This window comes from Shimia haliotis, from assembly GCF_900114415.1.
Lineage (GTDB): Bacteria > Pseudomonadota > Alphaproteobacteria > Rhodobacterales > Rhodobacteraceae > Shimia > Shimia haliotis.
The window spans coordinates 1-24,603 of the sequence record NZ_FOSZ01000015.1 but is presented as its reverse complement, the minus strand read 5'-3'; the positions used below and the strand labels follow the sequence as shown (position 1 = coordinate 24,603).

Here is a 24,603-nt window from a genome sequence, read left to right as displayed (position 1 = left end):
AAAACTGGATCATGTTTGGCGTTTCAAGCGCCGCGTTGTTTGTGATGTTCAACCTCTACGTCAACGCTTTATAAGCTTCCTTTGCAGCAATGAACTCTGCGGCTGTGCCTCCTCGATCCGGATGCACCCGAAACGCTGTCGCACGCCATGCGGATTTGATTTCGGAGGCGGTATAGGTCTTCCCAGGTGTGAGCCCCAAAATCCCGAGGTATTTATCACGCAATGCTGGTGACATCGACGGAGGCACGCTGCTTTGTGTGCCCTGTTGAGATTGCGACTGTGATGAGTTTTGCGTTCGCTGCGAGGACTTTTGTTGCTGGCTCTGACTGCTGCCAGATCCTGAACCTGCAGACCGCTTGCGGCGGCTAGCCCCGCCACGTTTGGAACTCCCTGATGCGTTGGGCTTTCCACCATCATTCACCACACCATCTTTGCCGGTTGGCTTCACACCAGCCGAAGATCGGCGCGTTGAGCGCCCCTTTCCATATCTTTTTTCTTTTTCACCAGCAGCCCGTTTTCCAGAACCGCTTTGCTGACTGCTAGGTCGGCGATTGGTTGAACCGGACCCGCTCGACGCACCACTGTCGCCACCGCGACCACCATCCCCGGTTCGCGACTGAGATTTCGCTTTCCGAGCCTGTGACTGTGTCCGCCAGGATGATTGCTGTGCCGTGCCACCGGCAGTGGCCCCAGCCATCTGCGAAGCCCGCATCTGGCTTTTGAGCTCTTCGATCTCAAGCTCAAGACGTTGGATATCTTTATACGCCCCATTGAACCGGAAGGCAGAAACCACATCACCGATCCCACCAGCCCAGCCGAATATTCCGCGAAACAAATCCATGTACATGCTGGCAACGCCAAGGATGAACACGCCACCAATAATCAGCCCTGCATCCTGCAGCGGGCGAAACAAAAATATCCCGAAGTAGGCCAGGGCCAGAAACTTCCAGATATTAATATTGCGGGTCATCCATCCCACCAGTTTCCCGAGGAAAAACAGCAGGACTAACAGAAACAGAAATGTTGGGTTGAACAGGGCTGTGAGGCCCACGGTTTGCAGCTCGTTTAGGATGTCCATCATGATAGAGATATCCGCTTCACGCGTGATTTCTGCACCGCGCCACTAATCCTTGCCGGTCCAAACCGACGTGGGATCTTGCTGTAACGGCGATGCGCAAAATACGGTGTGGTTTCCAGTAAGGCAGGGTGACGATTTGCGCTAACTAGAACGGCCTGCGTGTCGCCGATCCGGCGCACCTCGTCCGCGTTCAGCAGATTGTACTCCTGCCTTTGCTGCGTGATGTCCTCGATCTTATCGCGGCGCACATCCACGACCTTGCCGGCAATAGCCTCAAAGAAACGGGCCGTATCCTGGTCAGAGCCGGCATAGGCTAGATAGGTCATGAACCCACCCTGAATGCTGCGGGCATAATCTGACCCATAACGGGCTGAGAGCTGCGACAGGGATTGCAGCACGATGGACAAGCTCACCTTGTATCCCCGGATGGTATTGGCCACGGAAACAAAGCTTGGGATCGTGCTGTGTCCAAACTCATCATAGAGCACATAAAGGGGTAGGGTACTCCGATCCGGCATCCGCCGCATCGAGGCGTTGAACACACTACGGAAAAATACCGATGTCCAAAAGCCGTAGTATTCGGTCAAATGCGGCGGCGTGATAAAATAGATCACGGTTTTCTCGCGCCGGATGTCTTCCAGGTTCACTGAACTGGTTGCCGTTAAGGCCACCAGGTTACGGTTGGTAAAGGCCTTCAGCGCGGTCAAGGCGGTCAACGCAAAACTCTGCACGGCATTGCTATTCCCGGTGGTTGCACCTTTCCATTCCTCCCATAGGGTGCTGTCATCCGGATTGGTCGGGTCATAGGCCCAGTGGATGACAAACTCATCCAGCGGCGTTCCGTCGGAGCCAAAATTCTGCAGCAGGTGATATAGATTTCCCAGAGTATAGTTCGCGGGATCTTGCTGGCCTGCGCGTTGCAAGAGCTTCAAAAGCACCGATATCAAGCGGATCGCGCCATTGTCCCAGAACTGATCTTTGGCACTGGAGCCAGAGCCCGCCTTGATCAGGATCTCGGCCACTTGTTCGATTTCAATATCGGTCTTTGCCTCCAGCAACGGGTTGAAACTCGCGCTGTTTTGCAGGTCTTCCGGATTGATCGCGATGACTTTGAAGCCCTTGGCCTGCATAAATCCGGATGTTTCCGCGAACACCTCGCCTTTGGGGTCGTTCACAACGATTGAGCATTTACGCGACGCCTTATCCAAGACATTCGGGATGATATAGCGGCTGGTTTTACCGGCTCCAACGCGGGCAATAACACAGACATTCTGGAAACTTTCACGCTCAGAAAGTCGTCCCTCTGCACCATCAATCAGCAGGCCAGTATTCTTTGCATTGAGGGATTGCCCAAGTTCTTTGGCACTTTGCAGCCGGGCACCACTTTGGCGTTTCAGAAATTTTCCAAAAACCAAAGCATAGGCCGCGTGCTTACTGCCTTCCTTTATGAACTTCCCAATCACTCGTAACCTTCCTCAGGCGGTCAGATGCCTTTTCATGTTTCTTTACATTAAGATGACGTAATAAACGGATATATTTGGTCTGTAGCCCCAAAAGTGTTCCACGCACGGCCAATCGTACCGTTGCAGTCAAATCTCGCAAGATCGGGCGCAGATCTTCAAATCATTCGCGTCCCTGTTCCGGGTCATCCCGGCCAGCCTCCCGGTTGCGGCTCATTTCTGAGCGCCACTTTTCTTGCTGCGCAGATCGTCCCGGTCTCTCAACCTGCTCCGAACGTGTCGGTTCAGCTTCCATCGCAGGGTTATCTACGACATGTGTCTGATCCTTTGATGGCTCGTGATCTCCGGCAAACCCACGCCGCAACAGATCCCCCGCATTGCGGGCTTCTTCAGCCCCTTGCTTCACAACCTTCTTTGCGAGCTTCGCCAGCTTTCCGCCCAATCCTTCTTTCTTGCCGCCAGCAGTTGCCTCTGCCGCATCATAGACGACATCCGGGATTTCCTGATCGCGGTACTGGGTGCCGGTTTCTGGATCATCATGACGTTTCGGCATATCCTCAGCCTCTCGTTCTTCTTGCTTAGAAAAATCAGTTTTTAGGTCAGCATTACTGTCTTTTTTAGCGTAGGCCTGATTATCAGTTTCGGGCTCAGCCTGCTTGCGACTGCGCATTTTCTCAGTCTTTTTGCGCCGCTCCTTCTTCGGTCGATCCCGATCTCTCGGCTTTCGCTTCGTCTCGGTTTTCTCTCCAGCCGCACGGTCCGGCTCTTTTTCTTTTTCACCCTCAGCCGCTGTCTTTTCTTGCGGCTCGGTCTTGGCCTCAACCGGCTCCAGCTCAGGCTCAAGAGGCTTCACTTCATCGGCAAGCTCACCACCTTCCATCCGGATCGACACGCGATCAGCCATTTCCAGATCCAGTGTCTTCAGGCGGTGGTTCTTCCCGCTTTCCAGATCCACAACCCCGAGGTTTTTTCCACGAACATAGAGTTCTAGGCCTTCGCGCCCCAGGGCGTCCAAGAGGCTCTGCCGGTCCTGCGATCCTTCATAGGCAGCTGTGACCCGTTCAAGAACTTCCTCACGCTTAGGCCGTTTCCCGGTCCGGCGTTCAAGCTCAGCCTCGCCCTTTTTGCGGCCACGGTCGGAACGCTTGTCGATGGCCACCTTCTGTTCGAGCTCGGGATACTTCTCCAGAACATGCCGCTCGAGCCCAACCTGCACCTCACGAAACTGCGCCTTGGTCAGCCGCAACCGGCCGGTCTCACCGGCGCGATTTGCGCTGATCATCAGGTGGTAGTGGTAGGAGTGATCCTTGTCTTGGTGCAGGTTTCCAAAAACCAAATTATCCGGACATCGCGCGGAAATGTAGTTCTCAGCAATGTCGCGCAATCGCTGTTTTTGCTCTTTCGGGCTCAGCCCTTTTGCCCGCGTGATCGAGATGATTTCATGGTAGAGATACACCCCGTTTTTGCGCTTCTGCAGCAGCTCGCCATTGCTCTCAAATTCACCCCGGATCAGCTCCGGATCACGGCCCCAAACATTGTGCCGGATGCGCCATTCTTCTTGCCCTTCGTCACGGTCGATATAGCCGATGAGCTGGCCAAAACTTGGCACCTTCCGGCTCATGGATTTGACTATCATGACCTGCCTTCCTCGTCGGAAGATCCGGCCCCGGAAGCCGCGCGGCTGATCGCCTGTTTGAGCTTGGATTGTAGGGCGTGGATGTTCAGGAACACCTCCTGATCATCCAGCACATGGGCGATGCGATTGGAGTGGCGGGCCATCTGGTTTACGTTATTTGCAATCGTGCGAATGACGCGTTCCAGATCCGCCAACTGCTCGGCGATCTCCTCGGGGGCGGAGCTGCGGCCTTCATGCGCCTCGAGGGCGAGGCGTTTGACATAGGCTGCAACCGGGCTTCCGGCATCCTTGGCAGACCGGGCGATTCCACGATGTTCAGCCAGCGAAAAAGTCAGGTTCACGCGTTTGACCTGATCTTTGTACTGCTGGCGATAATCTCGTTGGTATTGCTCTCGTGCCATGGGTCTACTTAAGGGCTAAAAGGGTTCAAAGGGAAACGCGCCACTAGAGCGATCTTTCCCTTGTTTGGGGATGCAAGGGGGCGAAGCACCCCTGCCAAGATGCGTTTCGGCGAACAGGTTTCGGACCAGCGTAGCGAAGTCCATGAAATCTGTTCGTTACGAACACGCAATCTTGCAAAGCGCGTCGTCCGACTATTGTGCCCAATTCTACGCTTATGTCAAAGCGGCGTCTTCACCTCAGCTTCACAAATCCCTCGCGGCTGTTCTGATTGTTGTTTCCGAACAGGCCTGGCGGGTGATTGTGTGCGATTTGTTCGGGTTGAACATGACATTCTAGCGAATGTGAAATGATGTATTTTGCGGGTGAAAAAGAAAAAGGAGGGGGTGTTAGCCTCCCTCCTTCGCCTGATTTCACGGTTGGACCCTGCGGCATTTTTGGCATTCTCACCAGTCATCATCCAGCTGGTCTCAGGGAAACTGACCCTCACAGCTCGAACAGCGTGGCCGCCCTGGGCGCATGTCGCACGAGCACGTCCCGTCTTCGCAGTGGAAACTTCCTTCATACTCTGGTTGTTCTTCTTCGAACTCGTTGTGGATTGTCCATCCAGTGAGTTTGTGCAGTCGTTCCAGCAGATCGTTTTGTGGGCACCACGCGCTATCAAAGCCGAGATAGGTCACTCCGCCTTTTCACTCAGAAATGGCGGAAATTGTTGGGTTCCACTTGCACCCGGTATTCTCGATCATCCAGTCGTAATCCCAGGCTTTGAACCCGCATAAATCATCGGCTTCAAATCGCTCAGGATACAGCTGATGAAGGTTAAATCGCGTTGACGGATTATGTGGATTTTCCGTGCTGGTATCGACTGCGAGGAAGCGCCCCACCTCGCCTAAAGAGGCGTGAATATCCACCTCGTTGTAAACCCAATTTGGCATAAGCAAAAAATGAGAAAGTAAACCGTCGATCATCTCTCAATCATCGACCCCGTTTTGGCATCCCGCTTGAGGCACAGCGGTCAACCCGAAGGGCTCGGAACCGTTCGCCAAAGCGTAGCGGCGGCGCGGTTCTTGACGGCAAGCCTGCGGGATACAATGCGGGTGTGATGATGCCCCTCCCCCTCTCGAAGGAGCTCGGCTCTGCCGCCTGTGACCAGGGAATGAAAAGAGCCCCAAAGGGGCTCTCTCAATTTCATATGAGCGAAAGTTGTACGGGTTTACCGTCATCCTTCGTCTCCAGCCATGCCATGACAAAGGCCACCGGGCCACCAGCATCTTCCACCAGCTCACGCGGGCAGAAGTGGGATCGATACCCGGTCTCGGATATCGGATGCGGTGAACGGTCGGCCGTCACAATCTCAAGGTGGGCGGCATCGCCGCCCAGCCACTGCGGGCACCACCGGGCGGTGATCTCCTACCCTCGCCAATCGATCTGGAACTCTTCGTATTCCTCGGCCATAGCGGAGCTCAGAAATCGAAGCCAAGTTGCGCCGATGTGCTAACCGACGAAGGCTTAGGCTCCTCGGGGGCGGTGACCACCGGTTCCGGAGTTTGCTTCTTCGGATCGGGCGTAACCTCGGTGCTGCCTTCCTTCCGGCGCAGCCGGTATTTCCACAGACCCATGTAGTGGGCTGGGGTATACCAGACTTCGCGGATCTCAAGGCTGAGCGTATTGCCAACAATGACCTCAGCGGGCACGTTCCAAAGCGAAAGCTGAATGTAGCACATCAGCGCCGCCATACGGTCAACGTCGATGGCTTGCACCCACAGCTTTTGCGCCGGATCGTATCCTGCAGAGGTTAGCACTTTGACCAAAGCCAAGATCATCCCCCCTGCCCCACAAGCTGGTTCACCTGCCGTAAGAAACGGCTGATTTTCCAGTTTGGCCAGCTCATCCTTAAAGGTCAGGTTTGCCATCAGCTCCGAAAGCTCGGGTGGGGTGAAAAACTGCCCTGCATCCTTGTTGGCAATTTCGAGTTCCATATAGAGCGGGCCGAGAATGTCGCGGGGATCCTCGTCCAACGCGGCCACAAGGCATCCTAAGAGTTTTTGGAAGGCAAATTGGTCCGGTTTCTTGTACTCCGCGATGATCCGAAGGTACTCTTCTTCGCGCCCCGGTTCCTTGTGAAAGCTGTTGTGCAAGCTGCACGCGGCCATGATCACAAAGTCCCGGAACACCTCATAGCGGTGTTTGTAAGGCGCTAGCTCGCGAAAAGTCTGTTTGAATGCTGCCACAGCAGCAACACGGCCCTGGGCCATTGCATGGTCTGCCATGCCTCTTCTCCCCTGATTGGGGTCTCTCAAGGCTGGCCTCCACCAGTCCCAAAAGACTGGTGGTTGGAATTTGATCGCGGGCTACGCGGTCAGGGAGAATTGTGCGAGGAAACGGTGTATTGTCAAAAGTTTATAGGTATTCGATTTCAGCGCGGGCTGCCGCAGACAGCTTGGACAAGCCACACTTAGTCAGATCAAACAGAAACTCGGACGAAGTCATGGGAGGGTTGCGATAACGTTCACGTACTTTACGCAATGCACGCGCTCCACGTTGTGGGAACAGATCAAAGGTATTGGCAAGCATGTCATCAGCGCCAAGGGTCTCAACCCCGTACTCGTCCAACACCTCGACCGGAAAGTCTTTATGGTTTTCAGTGACAATAACCTGCGCAGAGCACCTGATTGCCGCCGCCAACACATGTCGATCATCCTCGTCTGGCAGCGACAATCCAGCAATCAACGGTTGATACCCTGTCACAAAACACTCTTCGAACTCATGGCGAATGATGGTATCTTGCTGGCGAACACTCTCCTCCAAACCCGGTTTCAACTTGATCAGGTTTCGGGTCCACTCATCGAATATTTCATCCGTAAATCGTGCACGAAACAATCCCTCTTGAGCAAAGGTCAGAAGGACGTCTCGCACCCGAAATGGGAACAATACATTTGCATCCAAGACGACCACAAAAGGGTTTGCAACAAAACTCATCCTTGATCAAATTCCTGTCCCAACCGCGCCAATTCGCTCATAGCATCTTCCTGCCGCCGTGCCTTTTCTTCTCGATACGCCATTAGCGCAGGCAAAGGAACACGGCGGTGTCGGCCCACTTCTTCGAACTCGATTTGCCCGGATTTTAAAAGCTTAGTCAGATGTGGCCGAGACACGTTGAGCATGTCGGCTGCCTGTTGCGTGGTCAACATTGTTCCAACAGGAACAAGCGTAACCATGTTGCCGTTACTAACGTGGCCAAGCAACTGGATGATAAGCTCTCCAACGGCGGGAGCAATCTTGACCGGATCGCCATTTTCACCTGAGATTTTCAACCCATCATCTAGCTCCATCGCAACGGCGATTGCCGTGGCAGCATGAGCCGCGCTATCGATTTCTTCGGGCGTAGGTGGGCGCTCCATCAACCCAGAGTGGTCTTGTTTTTCCGCCAAGTCTGCCATTTCCAGTCTCCCCTTTTCTCTTCTCTATATGTTGTCTTTCACCGCGGCTTCAAGAGAAATAACCGAAACAACTGAAATAAGTGTAAAAAAGGTCTTGATCCTTAGACACCAAGAGACCACATATAAATTCGAAACAAACGGAGAACAAAAATGGCGAAAAATACGAAGAAGACATCCTCAAAGATAGCATCCAAAGCAGGAAGTGTCCTCGGAGATCCAAATGCGTCTGCTACGGCAAAAAGCCTTGCAGCATCAGCCTTGGCGCAAACGAAAACCGGCAAGCAAACCGGCGCTGCAATGGAAGACAAAGCTTCCAAAGTGCTCCAAAGTTCGAAGTACAGCGACGAAACAAAATCGCTCGCCGGAACGGTGCTCTCCCAATCGAACAAGCCGCGCTGACGGAAGCAAAAAGAAAACCCGCTACTGCGGGTTTCTGAATTGCTTGGTTGAAAGCCACCAAAAGCTTGGACGCTCTACCTTTCCAGGATGCCACACCGCCCAGTAATATTGCTGTTTTGCAATGCGGGCATGACGTGAAACCGGCTTACCCTCTGGCCAGCATGTCAGCTCGTCCAGGGCATATATGGCAGTCGGCGGACATCGCAGAAACCTTGGTGTTCTGTCTGGGTTGCACAGGGATCGAAGATTGAGCAGCATCGCAACGCTCCCCCCGGTTTTGCGGGTGTGGATGATTGCGCGGCGCACAAATGCGTCTCACAGCCCATGGGTTCCATAGGGCGGATTGGTGATGATGTTCTTGGCCAACGGCTTGGTTGATTTCAGGAAGTTTAGCCCTCCCTGCCCGTAACCTCGGTCAATCAGATCCGTGGACACCACTTGGTATCCGGCTTCGATCAGCACTTTGGAAATTGCCCCGTCACCGCAAGCAGGTTCCCAGATTGAACCGTCGAAACGCTCAACGGATAAAAGTGCTCGAACGGCCTCGGGTGGTGTTGGATAAAACTCAAATGCAGCCCGCTTTGGATAGCGTGTATTTGTGGCAGAAACTTTTGATTTTTCGCCGTTTTTCAGTACAGTAGATGATGTCATAATCGATAGATGAAAAGATAAAAAACGGGATGATACGCTCACCCCGCAAAGCGGTTTTGGGTTCTAGTATTCTTCGGCAAGAAATATCGTCAGAACCCGGGTAGTTTGTTCCGGATCACTTGGGTCGGGTGACCCCCATTCGGTGTTTCGGTCATAGTAGTCGAATTTCCAAAAAATCCGGCCTCCTTCGAACTCAAAGGCCCCGAAATCATGTTCGCCGTAAGGATCGTTATCCTCGGTGAACTGGTCAAAACCTCGCACTTTTTGCAGGATATCGAACTGCTTATCGAGCTCTTGAACCCCGCTTGTGAGCATAACGCGGCATCCCTGGAAGGTCTGTCTCGCTAAATCATTGAGCGCAGCGATCTGTCTGGATCGCGGATGTGGCTGTAACGTCATATGTAAAACGTTAGAAAGTAAAACGCCTCATTGCTGAGACATTAGGAAGGGCACCGCGCACTCCCTGCACCAGTCACCGCAGGCGCGAGAACCGTTCGCCCCGCCGCCTGTTTTTGGGCGCGGTTCTTGACTGGAAAGGGCAGCGGTACACTGACTAAGCTCAGCATGGCTTCCCCCCTCCCCTTTTTCAGCAGCCAAACGCCTTTATTCGTGTAACATTTGATTCGATGAACATCGCACAAGCAAAATGCATTCCACTTAAAGACTATCTTGAACGCCAGGGGATCACTGCCTCCAAAACCCGACAAGGCGGACAAGAACTTTGGTATCGCAGCCCAATCCGTCAGGGGGACGAAAACCCCTCATTTAAGGTGGACACAGTCAAAAACCTCTGGTTTGACCACGGGGCTGCAACCGGCGGCAATATCATCGATCTGGTGCGAGAGCTTTGTTCCTGTGATGTGCGGGATGCCCTGCAGCATCTTGAAAAAACCGGCCTTTACTCCCCTGCCCTTTCAAAACCATCCATCTCATCCGGAACGTCGCGCGGCGCTTCGCGCCAACTGACTGCTATGCCAGGAAAACAGGTCGCTGAGGGTGAAAAAGAAAAAACAGCGGCGTTTGAATTGGTCTCACAGGGGCCTCTCCAGCATCCAGCGTTGCTTCAATATCTCACGAAACGCGGGATCGACCATGATATCGCCCGCGCATATGTCCGCCAGATCGATTTTAAGGCCCCTCAGGGCGCTGGAAGCTACTTTGCCCTCGGTTACCCTTCCGGTGATGGGTTTGAGGCGCGTAACGCGCTATTTAAGGGCTTTGTCGGTTCTGGAAAGTCAGTGACCTTCCATCACAATCCAGATCGACCGCTCTTGCAGGTCTTTGAAGGCTTCATGGATTTCTTGTCGTACCTGTCGGTTGATAGGCCGACACAACCGGCTGGTGCCGTTTTGGTTCTCAATTCAACAAACCTTTGGCAGCGCGCCCTGCCCTATATCAACGATCCATGGTTCCGAGAAGTTCGGCTGTACTTGGACAATGATGATGCTGGCGATGCAGCAACCAGAAAACTGTTTGAAAACGTGGATGACCGTTCAAGACTGGCCGATATGCGAAGCTATTACGAAGGCTATGAAGATCTCAACGCTTGGCTCCTCGGTGAGAAAAGCTAGCCCATTTTTCTTTTTCACTCCCAAAATCAAATCCAAAAATAGAAAATCAACAACCGACGACGGGGGCCGATAGGCTCCCTGTTGTTGTTTAGTATGTTTAAGAAACAACGTTTAAAAGGTTTAGGGTCGAAATAATGGCTTAAAATCAGTAAGATACGGGGTGTTAGGTGTATGTTTGTGGGGTGTTAGGTGTACGTTTATGGGGAAACTCCGGTTTTGAGGTGCATGTTTATGGGGTGACAGGTGTATAGACATGGGGGCTTGGGTGTACGTTTATGGGGTTGCCGCGTTGAGTGTGTAACACATTGATAAATATAGATAAAAAATTGTAGCGGCCATTGTTAGGTGTACATTTATGGGGCTTAGGTGTATAAATATGGGGGAGCATCCATAACCTCTTCTGTTTCTTCGCAAAACATAGCCCTTTTCGGGCGCTCCTCGCTCGTTAAGGTGTACGTTTATGGGGTCGATGGCTCGCTATGGTGTACGTTTATGGGGTGAGTTTTTCTATTCATTGGCTCCCTTCAGATCTAATCTGCTGAGAAAAATTTGCGTTCTAGGGAAAACCTATAGAATGGTGTAAAGATATCGTTTATAATTTACACCATGAAGATAGAGCAAAAAAAACACAGCAAAGACAACCAGATACTGAAAAAGCACGTCGCAGCGATTCACATTGGTGCGAAGCTTTCGCTCCTTCAGAGGAAACTTGTCAATGCTCTGCTTTACAATGCCTACGATCAGCTCCTTACCGGGGAAGAGCACCACATCAGCGCATCAGTGCTCTGTGAGATGATTGGTTTCGATAGCAAGAACATCGGCTACCTTAAGGGAGCTCTCAAAGGCCTCATGGAAACCGTCGTAGAGTTTGATGTGCTCGAAGAGGATGGCGAGCGTTCTTGGGAAGCAATGGTGCTGTTACCCTATGCAAAAATCAAAGGTGGAACCTGCACCTATCGCTATGAACGAGCTTTGGCCGAAAAGCTTTATCATCCTGATGTGTATTCTAAAATTAATCTGAGCGTTCTGCGCGAGATGAACAGCGCTCATGCATTAGTGCTTTATGAAAACTGCTATCGCTTTGAGGGGATCGGTCACACAGCGTGGTGGGACGTTGAAGTATTCCGCAAGCTTATGGCAGTGGATATGATGCCCAGCTACAAGCCCTTCAAAGCCCTCAATCGCAATGTGATCCAGCCTGCGATGAAGGAAGTGAACAAGCTTTCGAACATCCAAGTTGAGATGGAAACGCGTATGAAGGGCCGGACCGTTACTGGCTTGCGCTTCATCGTGAAGCCCAATGCTCAATTGTCTTTGGTCGGAATGGATTCTGAAGACGAGATTACTGACCGTCGTGCGTACAAGGCTTTGATGGCTGAAGGTGTTTCGAAGACACTCGCCCGTGCCTGGGTGATTGAACACGACGAAGATTATATCTTTGAGAAGTTGGATCTAGCGAGTAGCGAAGCAGCAAAAGGAAAAATTAAATCTTCGAAGGCAGGCTTTTTAAGAGCTGCTGTTGAAAATGATTTTCACAATGAGAATACAGCCAAAAAGCAAGCGCTTGAAGCGGCTCAAGAGAGAAAAACGGCCCGAGAGAAGCTGGAGCGTAAGCTTGAAACCCTCAAAGCGGCCCAGCGAGAGGCTGAGACGTCATATCGCTGGCATGTCGCGGAAATCATCGAGAATGCCTTCCAGGAGCTCTCGGAGGGCCAGAGGGAGGCTGTTGCTGCAGAGTTTCAGCGAGGGCTTGGCAGCTCCATCTACGTGAACGCCTTCAAAAAGGGGGGGTGGAAAGATCGGTTGAACGCAGTTGAAATCAGGAAATTTTGGAGCGCTCGCGACCTATATCTCCCCTCCCCTGCAGAGTGGGCGCAAAAAAACGGCTCAAATGAGCCGGAAACTCTAAAGGCGCAGATTGAAGGGCTTGAGTTAGAGATAAAAAATTCGGTTGTTTCTGTTGAACCAAATTAACAGGTTTATTCTATTCAATCGAATATATCGGTTGTCGTTCGCAGGATGTGTTTGAGATAGGTGGACTTTGGAACAAGGCCCGCCTTTTCTTCGAGTTTAGCAAGCTCGGCCTTGGTGAGCTTGATGGCAACAATTTCGGATTCTTTATCTTCGGGCTTTTTAGCCTTCCGTCCCACGGTTTTAGGCGCAAGAATTGATTTCGGTTCATTCGGTTGAACCTGTTCAACCTTTTTAAACATGGAGAGGTCATTTTTCTTAGGCATAATGCTTCTCTAGGTAAGAAAGTAAGGTGTCAAACTGCGCTGCAACATCTCGGTAGGTGTAGCGAGCTAAGGCGTCTTCTTCCATCATCTGGCGGATGGAACGCTCTTGTTCAAAAATGGTATCAAAGACCTTAGAGAACTTCAGCGGCAAAACTGGTGTTCCCTGCCCTATCGCGTGATCTACAACAGCTTTGATGTTTTTGGCATCTTCGCTGTCAGCCCAGTCCTTGAAGGTTTCGCCTTTGCGCTTCACCAGTTTTGTCGCCACGACAATAATGTTCTTATTGTATGGAAGAAGCTCCCGAATGGTGTGTATCCCCGCATGGATGCACTTGAGTTCATTGTAGATAGGCACCAGCACAACGTCGGACTGTGACACCGCCGAGACTATACTCGGCCGTGCATCTCGTGACATGAGACCTGCCAGATCGAAAACTACATCGATACCCTCTGGAAAGTCAGGGAACTCTTCATCCGGCTGCAGAGAAAAAAGCCGTTCTTCGGGGAGGATTGTATCCAACAGATTATACGGCTCGTTCGTTGCTAGGGCATATTCCCTATCAAGCGCGATGTTCGTGGCTATCGGAGTTTTTCCCGCTGAGCCCTTCATGTTGTAGACAGTTATTTTCATATAACCGATTATATACGTAAACATAAATAACGCAAATAACTTGTTGATTATATTATTTCGGTTAAACAGAAATAACAAATATAACCTGTTAGACTTTTGATTGGAGAGGGTTCTTACTAGTCTATTCCGTCAATGAACGTCTCAACGAATGCCTTGATTTTTTCTATCACGCGGTCGGCAACACTTCGTCTTTCCCGAAGGGAAGGGCGCTTTTCCATGATCCCGATGACATCGTCTCGCAGAGGCGATTTTCCGGTGAAGTGATATTGCTCCAAGACTTTCTCGAGGCCGTCATGCTTCAAGCTCTCATCGTCCCTAAGCTCTTTTAGGGCCTGCATCCGTTGTGCATCCCAGTAGTTATCGAAAGCTTCGCCGACATCCTTACTTGGGGCAAGATCAGGGAAATGCTCCGAAATGAAGCGCTCGATCAGTTCTTTTTTGCTGCGCAGCTGTGCGTCAGTGTCCAGCACATCCATGATGGTCTTGTGTGTCTTGGCACGATCCTCTGGGTTCTTGCTTTGCATCTCCCGAAGCAAGTTGATGATATAACTGACGTTGATTTTGTCGCGGCTGATAAGTTCGACCTCAAAATCCAGATCATCTAGGATCGATACCTTTTCCTTTTCTTTTTCACCTCGAACTTTATCGTAGAGATCCAGGTACTTGCTGCGGAAATCCGCAAAGGTCTGCTCATCAAGGGGCAGGGAAGAGAAATCAAATTCCGTGAAGCAGTCCAACACGTTTTTCACACGGATAAGCTCTCGGAATGCCTGCACAAATGCCGCTTCGTCTTCTTCAGTCAGCAGATCATCAACGCTTTCGACCGTTGGTGTGATCGCGAACAAGGATGCAGCTGCTTCTTCAAATTTGGCGACATAATCCTCGTAAGGAGCAAGGATAATCTCTTCCTGGGCGTCTTTGTTGGCAAAGAGCTCAATAGCCTTGTCGGTCGCAGGTTTGAGGTTCCTGAAGGCGACCACATTCCCCTGAGACTTCTTGGCTCCCATGGTGCGGTTGGTTCGAGAATATGCCTGGATCAAGCCGTGGTGCTTTAGGTTCTTGTCCACGTATATGGTGTTGAGAGGCTTGCTGTCGAACCCGGTCAAGAACATGTTGACCACCAGTAGGATATCTATCTCTCGGTTTTTAACGCGCTTCCCAATATCCTTGTAATAGGCGTAGAACAGTTTGCTGTCCTTGGTGTTGTAGTTGGTTCCAAAGTGGCTGTTGTAGTCGCCAATGCAGGCTTCCAGCGTGTCCCGGCTGTGCTTGTTGATCGGCCGTGAGTCATCCGGCAAATCATCACCTGCGCCCATACCGTCGGCGTCAGCATCTTCTTCGTTGGCCTGATAGGAAAAGATTGTGGCAATGGTCAAATCATGATCACCGGCCTCTTTCTTGGCTTTGAATAGGTCATAGTATTTGGCGAGTGTTTTTACGTTCGAGACGCACATGATAGCCGTGAATTGCTTTCCGTGGGTCTTTCGACCGTGGTTCGCAATTATGTAGTCTGTGATCTTCTCCAGACGGGCAGGGGCCTCCATGACCTCTGCGGTGTCGATAGCCTCGACCTCAATGTCTTCAACGCCATCTTTGCCTTTGAAGGTTCGGATGTATTCCACTGAAAACTTTAGAACATTTTCGTCTCTGATTGCATCAGTGATCACATACTTGTGCAGGCATTTTCCAAACAGATCTTTGGTTGTTCGTTTCCCCAGGGCATTTTTGGCTGCGTTTTCCGCAAAAATTGGCGTTCCGGTGAACCCGAACATTTGCACGTTCTGAAAATAGTCTGTGATCCGCTTATGGGTCTCACCGAACTGGCTGCGGTGGCATTCATCAAAGATGAAAACCATGCGCTTGTCTTTCAGGCCTTCCATCGTCGCCAGATGACGCTCGCGGCTAATGGCTGTGTTGAGCTTCTGAAGCGTGGTCACGATCAGTGGGGTATCATCCGAGAACTGTTTGACGAGGTTGCCGGTGTTTGTGGTGGCGTCCACACTGCCTTCAGAAAAGCTGTTGAACTCTTTGATCGTTTGAAAATCCAGATCCTTACGATCCACCACAAATACGACCTTATGCACGTTCGGGCTTTGGGTCAGTATTTGTGCTGCCTTGAACGAGGTCAGTGTTTTTCCGGATCCTGTCGTATGCCAGATGTATCCATTTTTCTGCGTGTTCTGCACCCGCTCTACAATGCGTTCGACCGCATAGAACTGGTACGGGCGAAGCGCCATCAACAGTTGGTCGCTTTCATGCAGGACGATGTATTTGGTGATCATCTTGCTCAGCGTACATTTCTCAAGGAAGTCCTCGGCGAAATCGCTCAGCTGCGAGATCTTTTTATTGTCTTCGTCGGTCCAGAAAAAGGTCTGCTTGAAATCCCGTTTTTGCACGGGGTTGTTGGCGTAGTACTTGGTGTTGACCCCGTTTGAGATCACGAACAGCTGTAAATAACCAAACAGCCCATATCCGGCTGCAAAGCTATGCTTGTGGTAGCGATTGGTTTGATTGAAGGCTTCCTTCATTTCCAGTCCACGACGCTTCAGCTCGATCTGAACAAGGGGCAACCCGTTGACCAACAAGGTTACGTCGTAGCGGTTCTTATACGTCCCCTCCATGGTGATCTGGTGCGTGACTTGATAGCGGTTCTTGCACCACTGCACTTGATTGATCAGCTCGAGGTAGCCGGTCGTTCCATCGTCGCGGGTGAAATCGACCTTATCCCGAAGGATCTTGGCTTTTTCAAAAAGGTTCCCACGCGCCAGTTTGTTCAACACTTGCTTGAACTCAGCTTCGGACAAGGTCACGCCGTTATGTGCCTCAAGCTGCTGCTTCAGGTTTGCGATCAGATCGGTTTCGTCTTTGATCGTAACGCGATCCCAGCCCAGGGTTTCAAGCTGGGCGATCAGGGCGTTTTCAAGCTGTTGTTCGGTTTGTGTTGTCATAGCGCTTTGTAAATTATACGTTTTTGTTGTTTTTCGAGAAGGTGAACATTGCGTTCGATGGTCGATTTTTAGAAATTGTTATTGTTTTCTTAATTGGCGTGTTCTACATAATTTAGCAGATATGCCTGGCGCCGCTGCACTTGGGTTCGCCCTTGGACATGCGCCAGTCCTCACCCCTTCCACAGATTCCAGTCCTCCCAACCGTCCAGAACGCCCATGTCTTGCAGGCTCACAGCACCGTTTGAAGGTGTCGGAAAGCTGTGCAGATGATCACGCAAGCGGATGTGCCATTGTGACTGCGGGCAAAGCTGTTTCAGGAAGAACCGCATCAGGCAAAAATATCGGAAAATCTCTGCATCGCTCGTCTGTGCAATCTCGATGAACTGCGGGGGAACACCGGCACGATCCTTGATGTGACTATTCCAAAGCCGCTCGTGGTGGGCTGAGGCGTTACGCACCTGTGAAAAGGATCGCATCCACTGGATCAGGAACTTGCCGTTTGGAATGCCGTATTTCCCGGCGATCTTCATTTGGATGTTCATTGGCAGCATCTCAAACAGATGTGACAAAGCTCCAAAATCAAGGATCTGCACCGCCACCCAGATCGGCAGCTCTCCATAGGCCTTTTTATTGTGGTCTATGAATTTTGGTCGGCCTCTTCGGGTCTCAAATCCGCGATAGCGTTCTTCCCATTTGGCATAGCGACCATTGTTCACGAATTTTTGCTGCAGCAGATCCGGCCTCAGATGGGCGCAGGCATCGCGGCGGCCAAAGTGGTAGGCCACATCCACCTGCAGGGCGAGTTCGATCCTCTCCAGGGCATCCAGCGCCAGCAGGCGCAGCTTTTTGTCAAAGACATAGAGATCCACAGCCTCGGACATATGCGTGTCAGCGATAAACTGATCCGAGATGGTTCCATCATCGTTTGCTTGCTTGAACGGATACCAATACCCGCTCAGCCGGTAATAACCGAACCGCTCCAATGCCTTCTTGGCCCGAACCGGTTCGCTTATGGCCATGCCTCTGGATTTGAGGAGGGCGAGCTGTTCGTCGATGGATTTCCAGGCTTTCATCTAGCTCCTCACACAAACATCTGCTGCAACAGGCCTTTCTTGAAGGCCTTTGCCTGCTCGAGTTCCTGCGTGACCAGATCAATCTTTTTGTCGATGGCTGAGAGGAAGTCGGCGATCTTTTGTTGCTCGTCGGGGTGAGGGAATCGTCCCCGTTTCTTTCCGTAATCTTTGAAGTAAACATGCGGCACGGTACTACCTGTTGAATAGGCAGCAAAATTTATTTGAGACATCCAGTAGAAAATGAATTTTATACTGTTCTCGCCGGATGCTTTAACGCTTTCTAATGTCCCCAAGACAGACGACTTGGGAGGGCAAAAGTGAAGTCTGCCAACACCCGCACCATCTTTAACCACGCCAATATGGTAGTCGCCTGAAGAGTAGTAATCTACATGACCAGTAATACCACTTGCCCCATATACCGGGTATTCACCAGGTGATGACTCAAGGCTGGTGGCGCTGATGCTTGACGCGGTTTTGGTCGCCACTTCTCCCAGCCTCTTCTCCTCCCAATCCGGGAAGTCGTTGCCCTGGTCGTCTTTGAAGCGGATGGACTGGGAAAAGAGCTGTTGCATACAGCCCTTTTTGTAATCTTCCAGTAGCGATCTTTTGCGCGCTAACTGCGCGATACGCTCATCCACCGCTACAAGAAACCCTGCAATTTTGCGTTGTTCTGGTAGAGAGGGGGCCAAGGTTATTGGCACAACAGATAGGGATTCCTGCCCAACATTGTATCGAGTGCTGCCGCCGCTTCGCGCTGTCATGTCTTTTCGAACACGCCAAGTCTTTAGAAGGTTGTGAAAATACTCAGGTTCGATTGTTGTTCGTGGTCGGCCACGAATGACGAAGCCACCAAACGTCGCAGTGTTTTCATGATCCATGTAGACGTTGCTTTGCCCGACCTCTTCACGGGTTTCTGAACTACGCTGAAACAAAATGTCGCCATATCGAACTTCATTTTTTTCGAATTCTCGGTCGGATATTTCAACGCTTCCGATGATGTTATCGGAGGTGATCGGAGCTTCGGAAATAATATCAAGAACGTTGATAAATTTTCGGCCTGTTCCATAGGCGGATTTGTTGGCATTCACCCCGTTCTTGAAGGTGAAAAAATCTCCAAGGGTTTTGCTTTCCCAAGCCTCTTCAAACCCCGGAAACCGCAACGCTGGCACATTATGTTGTTCTGTCTGTGTCATGGCACTGGCTTAGGATTTAAAGGGCGAAGGAATGCCCAGTTCTTCACAGAACCCAGCAATTGTGATGTCGGTCGCGGCCATATCCATTTCCAACGCGGTCAGCACTTTGGTTACGGCTTTCAGGTCAACAGGCTCCTCTTCCTCGAATGTATCCACGTAGCGGGGAATGTTGAGGTTATAATCGTTCTCGGCCACCTCGCTCAGCGGCGCGACATGGGCATAACGGTCAATGCTTTCACGTTTGGCGTAGGTCTCGACAATCTTGGCAACGTGTGCGTCGGTCAGAGCATTTTGATTGCCGACCTTCTCAAACTCAGCACTGGCATCAATGAACATGATGTTGTCGTCATGCACCCGGCATTTTTTGAACACCAGAATGCAAGCGGGGATGGATGTGCCATAAAACAGGTTGGCAGGCAGGCCGATCACCGCATCCAGGTAGTTTTGTTCCTTGATGATGTATTCGCGGATCACGCCCTCGGCTGCGCCGCGAAACAGCACCCCGTGGGGCAGAACCACAGCCGCTGTGCCATTGTCCGCCATCTGGTGGATCATGTGCTGCACAAAGGCAAAGTCAGCCTTGGAGGCTGGTGCCAGCTTTCCATAGATGCTGAACCGGTCGTCGGTCTCATTGAGCGGGTTGGCGGCGCTTTTCCATTTTGCAGAGAACGGCGGATTGGCAACTACTGCCTCGAACCGCTGGTCGATGTGCTGGGGTTCTTCTATGGTGTCTTCTTGCTGGATGTCGAAGCGGCTGAAATGCACGTCGTGCAAGATCATATTCATCCGTGCGAGGTTATAGGTCGTGCGGTTCAGTTCTTGACCGAAGAACTCGCCAACCTCTGCCTCTTTTGAGATGCGCAAAAGCAAAGATCCAGATCCGCAGGTTGGATCATAGGCCGATTTGATCTGAGATTTCCCAATGGTCACAACCTTGGCCAGGATACGGCTGACCTGTTGCGGGGTGTAGAACTCTCCAGCTTTCTTTCCAGCACCCGACGCGAATTGCGCGATCAGATATTCATAGGCGTCACCCAGAACGTCGGCGTCGGTATCTTCCAGCTGAAAGTCGATCTGATCAAGGTGGGCGAGAACCTTGGCGATCAAGGTGTTCCGTGCCGCAGGAGAGCGGCCAAGCTTGGTGCTGGCCAGGTCGATGTCTTCGAACAGCTTGTTGAAGTCATCCTCACTGTCATTGCCCATCGTGCTTTGCTCGATGGCGTTCAGGATGCTTTGCAGATCCTCCAGGATGAAGTTTCCTGCGGTTTCCTCATCGTCTTCATCAACCTTGACGTTCCCGCGTTTGGCAACGGCGCTGAACAGCTCTTCCGGCTTTAGGACGTACCCCAGTTTTTCAAGGGATTCCTCGCGGATCGCGTCCAGATCTTCAGCGTCTGTAACCAGCGCGTAATCTTTGGTGTCTTCGGTCTCAAGCAGCTTGTTTGCGAACAAGTGCTGCTTTTCAGAAAGGTATTTGTAGAAAATGAAACCAAGGATGTAGTCGCGAAACTCGTCCGCATCCATCTTTCCGCGCAGCTCGTTCGCGATATTCCAGAGCTGGCGCTCAAGGCGCTGCTTTTGTGCTTCGGTCATATTGGCCTGTTGGGGTAAGAGATAAATTATTTAAGATACTATCCATAAAGGGGAAAATCGCAAGGTGAGGTCGCTTGGGTTTGGAATACGGCTAATACCACATAGCGCCTATTGTTTCTGGTCTCTGATCCTCATGATGGTTTGCCTGCTGACATCAAATTTCTTTGCCAAGGCTGCGACCGATTCTCCATCTGCAAGTTGTGCTCGGACCGCGTGGCATTCTGGATCTGATAGGGCAGAGGGCCTCCCCATACGCTTGCCTTCGGATTTTGCTCGGGCGATCCCGGCTTGTGTGCGTTCGATCAAAAGATCCCGCTCGAATTGAGCCACCGCGTTGATCACGCCCATGGTGAGCTTTCCGGCTGAACTGGTGAGATCAACGCCACCCAGGGCAAGGCAATGCACCCGAATACCGAGCTCTTCGAGCTTGGCAACCGTACTGGCGACATCAATGGCGTCGCGCCCCAAGCGATCCAGCTTTGTGACGATCAAAACGTCACCCTGCTCCATCTTATCAAGTAACCGCGAAAACTCAGGTCGAAGCGCGATGGCCACGGATCCTGAGATTGTTTCGGCAATGATACGATGCGGCTCGACTTTGAAGCCAGCCGCCTCGATTTCAGCGACTTGGTTCTGCGTCTCCTGGTCGATGGTCGAGACGCGGACATAGGCAAAAGTTCTGGACATGGGATTTCTGTTACAAAATAGGTGTCCAAAAGTGTATGCATGTCCTAAATTATGTCAAGCTGAGTTCCGGACATAGTAGGGCAGGGGTGTCCGAAAGGGACCGGTTTCGGACGTACACCTCATTCTACAGTGAAGCATAGTATCCAGTTGAGCCGACCATAATCATCCCCGTTTCGTTTTACTCCAATTCGCCTACACTAAATCAGCTTTCACTTTCTGATATAGCGCCTTAAGCTCGCTGAATCCCATATCGAGTATTGGCTCATACATAAATGCATTGATATGGATGTTGGAGGGCGTGATGAGGTTAACTCTTTGTAAAACATTTATTTCATCACTCAGATTATTGTAGGTCGTCTTAAAATCACCAAGTATGTTCCCCATTTGCTTCCTTGACGGGTCATAGGCGTCTTCCACCTCTCTGATTTTTGCTATCATGTACCGCTCAGCGTGGATGCGTATTGCCATCGAGACAACAATTTTGTGCTCCAGATTTATGCCATCCGGCTGACTTAGGCACTGGTCTGCTTGAGCAAGAATGAAATCGAGGATGCTTGCGGTTCCATCGACATCGGGAAACGATTCATTCGGAAAGGCCTTCTCAAAGACCGCTTTATAGTCTCCGAATGTCAGGTCGCTGCTTTCATCTTTGAAATGCACCATTCGGGTGAGGGTAATGTAGTCGGGGTTACTATTTCCATCTGCATCTTTCATTCCCTGAGAATATTCGATGACATTGCGTAGAAACGGAATGAACGCGGCCAAAATAACGCCTTCTTCTAATCGCCCCTTCCATTTATCGAAAGGATTCCGAATGTCAGACCTTTTGAATTGTGTAAGGGCAACGCCTTCCTGACTTTTTGACGCCATAAAACATTGATGTGACCCACAGATTCCGCGACTTTCAACAGTCCTTAGAAAATCAAAATTGTGCGTCAGGACGATTGAGAGAAACTCAACATCCTCAACCTTGGTGACGTCCTCCAAGTAGTCAATGATCGCGAATTTGTTTTTATAGTCGAAGGAGTCGGAGATGTCGTCAAATATGAAAAGGGTTTTCTTGCGAAGCTTCCTCCTCATGTAAATTTCCAGCATTATATTGAGGATATACAGGGCTCGAGCCTCGCCTGTGCTCAGTATACGGAGTAAGTCTCGACGCTGGCTGTCTTTGTACACAGCTTCGTGCTCTCCATCCCTGAAGAAAAACTCTATCGAAGGGGCGGTATCCTTGAGAATGACATCTGCTTTGTTCTCTACTCTGAGCTCGAACGGAAGGTGTAAGAATCGGCGATTGAAGTCGCCAATTACGGCATCCCAGTCATTGGGATTAGCACTGGCCTCTGATACAATTTCTTTTAGTGCATCTTGACCAGATTTGTATTCCACGAGGAGCGTTTTATATTCTTCTCGAGCCGTGTATAAATATTGCACCCAAAGTTTGCGCTCGAAGGCTTTCAAATCTTTCATTTCAGGCAAGAGGTGTTGATTGCGTGTAATGTAATCCCGGAATGCTTGAAGCTCCTTGTTTTTAAGCTTCGCATTGAACTCTTCAAATTTCGCTTTCAAGTTTGCGTCATTGAGGACTGCCGCCTTCTCTGCCTCGATACGTTCCTCGAGTTGCTGACTGGTAGTCAACTCAGACTTTTGCGCTGATGCCTTGTCGAGCAGATTGACGCTGTGTCCAGCTTCGAAGAAGTTGTTGAGCTTCAGCTGTTGCTGCACTTGGCTCGCGTGGTGGTACTGAAACTCCTGACGCAAGACTGGAGATTTTTGCGTCAACTCATCGTACTTCTGAGCGAACCCCTCCACAATCTCTGCAGCATCACCCTTCGCCAGAAGCTCGCGCACTTTCGGGTCAAAGACGGTCTTGTAATCAGCTCCATCAAAATCGGTTTCAGAAGCACCAGAAATTTCGTCTTCCAAGCTCAAGAGCGCATCATAGTAAGGAAGAGAGAATATTTCTTCGATAATAGGAGCTATGGCTGTCCGCGAACGCTCACCATAACCGGCAAGCCCTTTGAGCTTCTTATCCAACTCATTTTTTGCAGCGCCAATTTTTTTATGAACATCTTCATACTGCTTTTTGAGATCAGCGTTTGCCAACAGGGTTGAAATTCCTCCAGAGGAATAATTTTCGTCGTACGAGTTTACGACAAAAATTTCATTTTGCCCTAAAACTTGACCATTTAGGGTAATATCGCACCTGCTAATCCGATCAGGAAATGCAAGGTCAGTTGGCTTTTGACCTTTGGACAAGTCTTGCATCGTTTTTGCAAATGACGTTTTCATAACGCCGTTCGGCGCATAAATTGCGTAACCTTTGTGGGAAAACGTCAAGTCTGCCTGCAGTTTTGCAATTCCGTAACAATATTCAAGGTCTAGACTGAGAACATCTGCCATAATTTTTTCCTTATAATACAAATAGATATAGAAACTTAAGAGTAAGCATATTGAACTGTTGAATTTGTCAACTCGAGGAACCTTCGACGCTGCAAACTGCTCGAAAACTAGAGCGACCTCCACACCAAACCCACCTTTACAGCACACATTGTTCTGATGCTAATAGCCTGACCTAAAACAAAAAGATTTACAGGCACCAATTTGACCAACGATGCATACTACGCCCTTGTTATCCTGTTCGGCACCATCGTGGTCGCCTACCTCGCTATCATCATCCTGATCGCAACGCTGCGTAAAGCCTTGTGGCTCTTCTCCGGCCTATTCTTCCTGATCGATGAGTTCATGTGGTTTGCCTACAATCCTTTCAGGATCTTGATGAAGGACAAGGAAGCTTCGGCCAATCGGGTTGGATATTACCTGTTCATGCTGCTTCTGGTGAAGCCGCTATGGCAAATTTGCGTGTGGATCCTGACCACACCGTTGCGTTTGATCACGGCCCTGTATTTCGACGTTTTGGTCTATCTGTTTGTGTCCCTCAGCGATTCCGTCGATGAGCTTCTGCACCCCAAGCTTGGCAAGATGCGGCACCGCAAAGGCATGGCGTATTGGTCTCGGTGGCTAATGGGAATGCCGTTTCGGGCGGGATGGCTCCTATACAAAAACGCCTTGGCTGTGGTGGATTCCATGATGATGTTCGTGATCTCACTCGTCTGGCCGACATTCACAATGTACCACGGCACATCCCCCAAAGCGCTCTATGACATCACACAAAAGGGTCGATGGCTTGTGGGTGGCGGCAATTTCGGCGGGTCGGGGATCTACTTCGGTCGCTCTCCCAAGGTTGCAGCTCATTACTCGGGGCACAACGATGGCAATCACCACCTGATCGTCGCCCGTGTGACCTTCTCCATGCTGCGCAACTGCGGCACCCTGCGAGAGCATAACCGGCAAAAGGTTGGGCACATGGGAAGTGCTGGCGTGGATCTCGCAAAATCCATCAAGTTTCCGTTCTTTGCGACGGAACTCTGGCGCAAAGACAAAAGCTGGTGGGAATATTGCCTTTTACGCGGTGATGAAGTTGGGCAGCTTGTAACGTCCTGGCGGATCCGCCCGATTGGCTTTGTTAAAACCAAGGGCAACACGACACTGACCGGCAGTCTCGAACGCCTTTGGGGTGGTAAAGCCCATTACTGCCTGAGTTTCAAAA

The 24,603-nt window shown here is 50.9% G+C and carries 22 protein-coding genes; 4 read left to right on the top strand and 18 right to left on the bottom strand.

The genetic code is table 11. From position 1 onward, the window contains the following. Positions 1–55: 55 nt before the first annotated feature. From BM069_RS19495 to BM069_RS19455, 8 genes are all read right to left on the bottom strand, one after another. The gene (locus tag BM069_RS19495) at positions 56–1,081 is read right to left on the bottom strand and encodes a J domain-containing protein (RefSeq protein WP_093326204.1); all 1,026 of its coding nucleotides are present in this window, start codon (positions 1,079–1,081) and stop codon (positions 56–58) included. Next, positions 1,078–2,541, bottom strand: coding sequence for a type IV secretory system conjugative DNA transfer family protein (locus tag BM069_RS19490; protein WP_093326202.1), 1,464 nt, complete (start codon positions 2,539–2,541; stop codon positions 1,078–1,080). Before BM069_RS19490 ends, BM069_RS19495 begins: the two co-directional genes overlap by 4 nt. 160 nt (positions 2,542–2,701) lie before the next feature. Further along, complete coding sequence (locus tag BM069_RS19485; RefSeq protein WP_093326201.1) at positions 2,702–4,174, bottom strand: relaxase/mobilization nuclease domain-containing protein; 1,473 nt, start codon at positions 4,172–4,174, stop codon at positions 2,702–2,704. Continuing rightward, on the bottom strand, positions 4,171–4,575 hold the full coding sequence (locus BM069_RS19480) for a plasmid mobilization protein (protein WP_093326199.1): 405 nt from the start codon (positions 4,573–4,575) through the stop codon (positions 4,171–4,173). The genes BM069_RS19485 and BM069_RS19480 overlap by 4 nt, the downstream gene beginning before the upstream one ends. Positions 4,576–5,262: 687 nt before the next feature. Further along, entirely contained in the window at positions 5,263–5,541 is a 279-nt protein-coding gene (locus BM069_RS19470; RefSeq protein ID WP_093326196.1) for a hypothetical protein, read from the bottom strand. Positions 5,542–6,036: 495 nt separating this feature from the next. Then, positions 6,037–6,843, bottom strand: a complete 807-nt coding sequence (locus BM069_RS19465; protein WP_093326194.1) for an N-6 DNA methylase — start codon at positions 6,841–6,843, stop codon at positions 6,037–6,039. Between the two features lie 130 nt (positions 6,844–6,973). Continuing rightward, a complete protein-coding gene (locus BM069_RS19460; RefSeq protein ID WP_093326192.1) occupies positions 6,974–7,552 on the bottom strand; it encodes a PIN domain-containing protein in 579 nt (192 codons plus the stop codon). Beyond that, entirely contained in the window at positions 7,549–8,013 is a 465-nt protein-coding gene (locus BM069_RS19455; protein ID WP_093326190.1) for an excisionase family DNA-binding protein, read from the bottom strand. The genes BM069_RS19460 and BM069_RS19455 overlap by 4 nt, the downstream gene beginning before the upstream one ends. Before the next feature lie 150 nt (positions 8,014–8,163). Here BM069_RS19455 and BM069_RS19450 point away from each other — a divergent pair, with 150 nt between their 5' ends. Beyond that, the gene (locus tag BM069_RS19450; RefSeq protein ID WP_025057608.1) at positions 8,164–8,412 is read left to right on the top strand and encodes a hypothetical protein; all 249 of its coding nucleotides are present in this window, start codon (positions 8,164–8,166) and stop codon (positions 8,410–8,412) included. Between the two features lie 315 nt (positions 8,413–8,727). Here the strand turns inward: BM069_RS19450 and BM069_RS19710 are convergent, their stop codons facing one another. Then, positions 8,728–9,105, bottom strand: a complete 378-nt coding sequence (locus BM069_RS19710) for a TRM11 family methyltransferase (RefSeq protein ID WP_139216261.1) — start codon at positions 9,103–9,105, stop codon at positions 8,728–8,730. Between the two features lie 21 nt (positions 9,106–9,126). Next, positions 9,127–9,378, bottom strand: a complete 252-nt coding sequence (locus BM069_RS19445) for a DUF3768 domain-containing protein (RefSeq protein ID WP_212611569.1) — start codon at positions 9,376–9,378, stop codon at positions 9,127–9,129. Positions 9,379–9,689: 311 nt separating this feature from the next. On the opposite strand from BM069_RS19445, the gene BM069_RS19440 reads away from it, so the two are divergent. Beyond that, complete coding sequence (locus BM069_RS19440; RefSeq protein WP_093326187.1) at positions 9,690–10,634, top strand: toprim domain-containing protein; 945 nt, start codon at positions 9,690–9,692, stop codon at positions 10,632–10,634. 606 nt (positions 10,635–11,240) lie between these two features. Then, positions 11,241–12,608 carry a replication initiation protein gene (locus BM069_RS19435; RefSeq protein WP_093326185.1) on the top strand — a complete coding sequence of 456 codons (1,368 nt, stop codon included), beginning with the start codon at positions 11,241–11,243 and terminating at the stop codon, positions 12,606–12,608. Between the two features lie 14 nt (positions 12,609–12,622). Here the strand turns inward: BM069_RS19435 and BM069_RS19430 are convergent, their stop codons facing one another. The 8 genes from BM069_RS19430 to BM069_RS19395 all read right to left on the bottom strand — a co-directional run bounded on the left by BM069_RS19430 (position 12,623) and on the right by BM069_RS19395 (position 23,396). Continuing rightward, the gene (locus BM069_RS19430; protein WP_093326184.1) at positions 12,623–12,871 is read right to left on the bottom strand and encodes a hypothetical protein; all 249 of its coding nucleotides are present in this window, start codon (positions 12,869–12,871) and stop codon (positions 12,623–12,625) included. After that, positions 12,864–13,526: a glycosyltransferase gene (locus BM069_RS19425; RefSeq protein WP_244503676.1), complete on the bottom strand. Its 663-nt coding sequence runs from the start codon at positions 13,524–13,526 to the stop codon at positions 12,864–12,866. The genes BM069_RS19430 and BM069_RS19425 overlap by 8 nt, the downstream gene beginning before the upstream one ends. Before the next feature lie 92 nt (positions 13,527–13,618). After that, entirely contained in the window at positions 13,619–16,450 is a 2,832-nt protein-coding gene (locus BM069_RS19420) for a type I restriction endonuclease subunit R (protein ID WP_093326183.1), read from the bottom strand. Between the two features lie 170 nt (positions 16,451–16,620). Then, positions 16,621–17,523, bottom strand: coding sequence for an Abi family protein (locus BM069_RS19415; RefSeq protein ID WP_093326181.1), 903 nt, complete (start codon positions 17,521–17,523; stop codon positions 16,621–16,623). Positions 17,524–17,531: 8 nt separating this feature from the next. Continuing rightward, positions 17,532–18,716, bottom strand: coding sequence for a restriction endonuclease subunit S (locus tag BM069_RS19410; protein WP_093326180.1), 1,185 nt, complete (start codon positions 18,714–18,716; stop codon positions 17,532–17,534). Positions 18,717–18,725: 9 nt separating this feature from the next. Continuing rightward, the gene (locus BM069_RS19405) at positions 18,726–20,309 is read right to left on the bottom strand and encodes a type I restriction-modification system subunit M (RefSeq protein ID WP_093326179.1); all 1,584 of its coding nucleotides are present in this window, start codon (positions 20,307–20,309) and stop codon (positions 18,726–18,728) included. A gap of 108 nt (positions 20,310–20,417) precedes the next feature. Continuing rightward, a complete protein-coding gene (locus BM069_RS19400; protein ID WP_093326178.1) occupies positions 20,418–20,996 on the bottom strand; it encodes a recombinase family protein in 579 nt (192 codons plus the stop codon). 192 nt (positions 20,997–21,188) lie between these two features. Next, positions 21,189–23,396 (bottom strand): hypothetical protein, encoded by a 2,208-nt coding sequence (locus tag BM069_RS19395; RefSeq protein ID WP_093326177.1) that lies wholly within the window; start codon positions 23,394–23,396, stop codon positions 21,189–21,191. Between the two features lie 201 nt (positions 23,397–23,597). Here BM069_RS19395 and BM069_RS19390 point away from each other — a divergent pair. Beyond that, the coding region (locus BM069_RS19390) for a hypothetical protein (RefSeq protein ID WP_139216260.1) at positions 23,598–24,603 on the top strand (1,006 nt) is incomplete at its 3' end.

Excerpts from the sequence above, each read along its gene's own strand:
- BM069_RS19395 (WP_093326177.1), bottom strand. The coding sequence starts at position 23,396 with ATGGCAGATGTTCTCAGTCTAGACCTTGAATATTGTTACGGAATTGCA.
- BM069_RS19465 (WP_093326194.1), bottom strand. The coding sequence starts at position 6,843 with ATGGCAGACCATGCAATGGCCCAGGGCCGTGTTGCTGCTGTGGCAGCA.
- BM069_RS19470 (WP_093326196.1), bottom strand. The coding sequence starts at position 5,541 with ATGATCGACGGTTTACTTTCTCATTTTTTGCTTATGCCAAATTGGGTT.
- BM069_RS19480 (WP_093326199.1), bottom strand. The coding sequence starts at position 4,575 with ATGGCACGAGAGCAATACCAACGAGATTATCGCCAGCAGTACAAAGAT.
- BM069_RS19445 (WP_212611569.1), bottom strand. The coding sequence starts at position 9,378 with ATGCTCACAAGCGGGGTTCAAGAGCTCGATAAGCAGTTCGATATCCTG.
- BM069_RS19425 (WP_244503676.1), bottom strand. The coding sequence starts at position 13,526 with ATGTTTACGTATATAATCGGTTATATGAAAATAACTGTCTACAACATG.
- BM069_RS19485 (WP_093326201.1), bottom strand. The coding sequence starts at position 4,174 with ATGATAGTCAAATCCATGAGCCGGAAGGTGCCAAGTTTTGGCCAGCTC.
- BM069_RS19460 (WP_093326192.1), bottom strand. The coding sequence starts at position 7,552 with ATGAGTTTTGTTGCAAACCCTTTTGTGGTCGTCTTGGATGCAAATGTA.
- BM069_RS19435 (WP_093326185.1), top strand. The coding sequence starts at position 11,241 with ATGAAGATAGAGCAAAAAAAACACAGCAAAGACAACCAGATACTGAAA.
- BM069_RS19430 (WP_093326184.1), bottom strand. The coding sequence starts at position 12,871 with ATGCCTAAGAAAAATGACCTCTCCATGTTTAAAAAGGTTGAACAGGTT.
- BM069_RS19415 (WP_093326181.1), bottom strand. The coding sequence starts at position 17,523 with ATGAAAGCCTGGAAATCCATCGACGAACAGCTCGCCCTCCTCAAATCC.
- BM069_RS19405 (WP_093326179.1), bottom strand. The coding sequence starts at position 20,309 with ATGACCGAAGCACAAAAGCAGCGCCTTGAGCGCCAGCTCTGGAATATC.
- BM069_RS19450 (WP_025057608.1), top strand. The coding sequence starts at position 8,164 with ATGGCGAAAAATACGAAGAAGACATCCTCAAAGATAGCATCCAAAGCA.
- BM069_RS19495 (WP_093326204.1), bottom strand. The coding sequence starts at position 1,081 with ATGATGGACATCCTAAACGAGCTGCAAACCGTGGGCCTCACAGCCCTG.
- BM069_RS19455 (WP_093326190.1), bottom strand. The coding sequence starts at position 8,013 with ATGGCAGACTTGGCGGAAAAACAAGACCACTCTGGGTTGATGGAGCGC.
- BM069_RS19420 (WP_093326183.1), bottom strand. The coding sequence starts at position 16,450 with ATGACAACACAAACCGAACAACAGCTTGAAAACGCCCTGATCGCCCAG.
- BM069_RS19400 (WP_093326178.1), bottom strand. The coding sequence starts at position 20,996 with ATGTCCAGAACTTTTGCCTATGTCCGCGTCTCGACCATCGACCAGGAG.
- BM069_RS19410 (WP_093326180.1), bottom strand. The coding sequence starts at position 18,716 with ATGACACAGACAGAACAACATAATGTGCCAGCGTTGCGGTTTCCGGGG.
- BM069_RS19440 (WP_093326187.1), top strand. The coding sequence starts at position 9,690 with ATGAACATCGCACAAGCAAAATGCATTCCACTTAAAGACTATCTTGAA.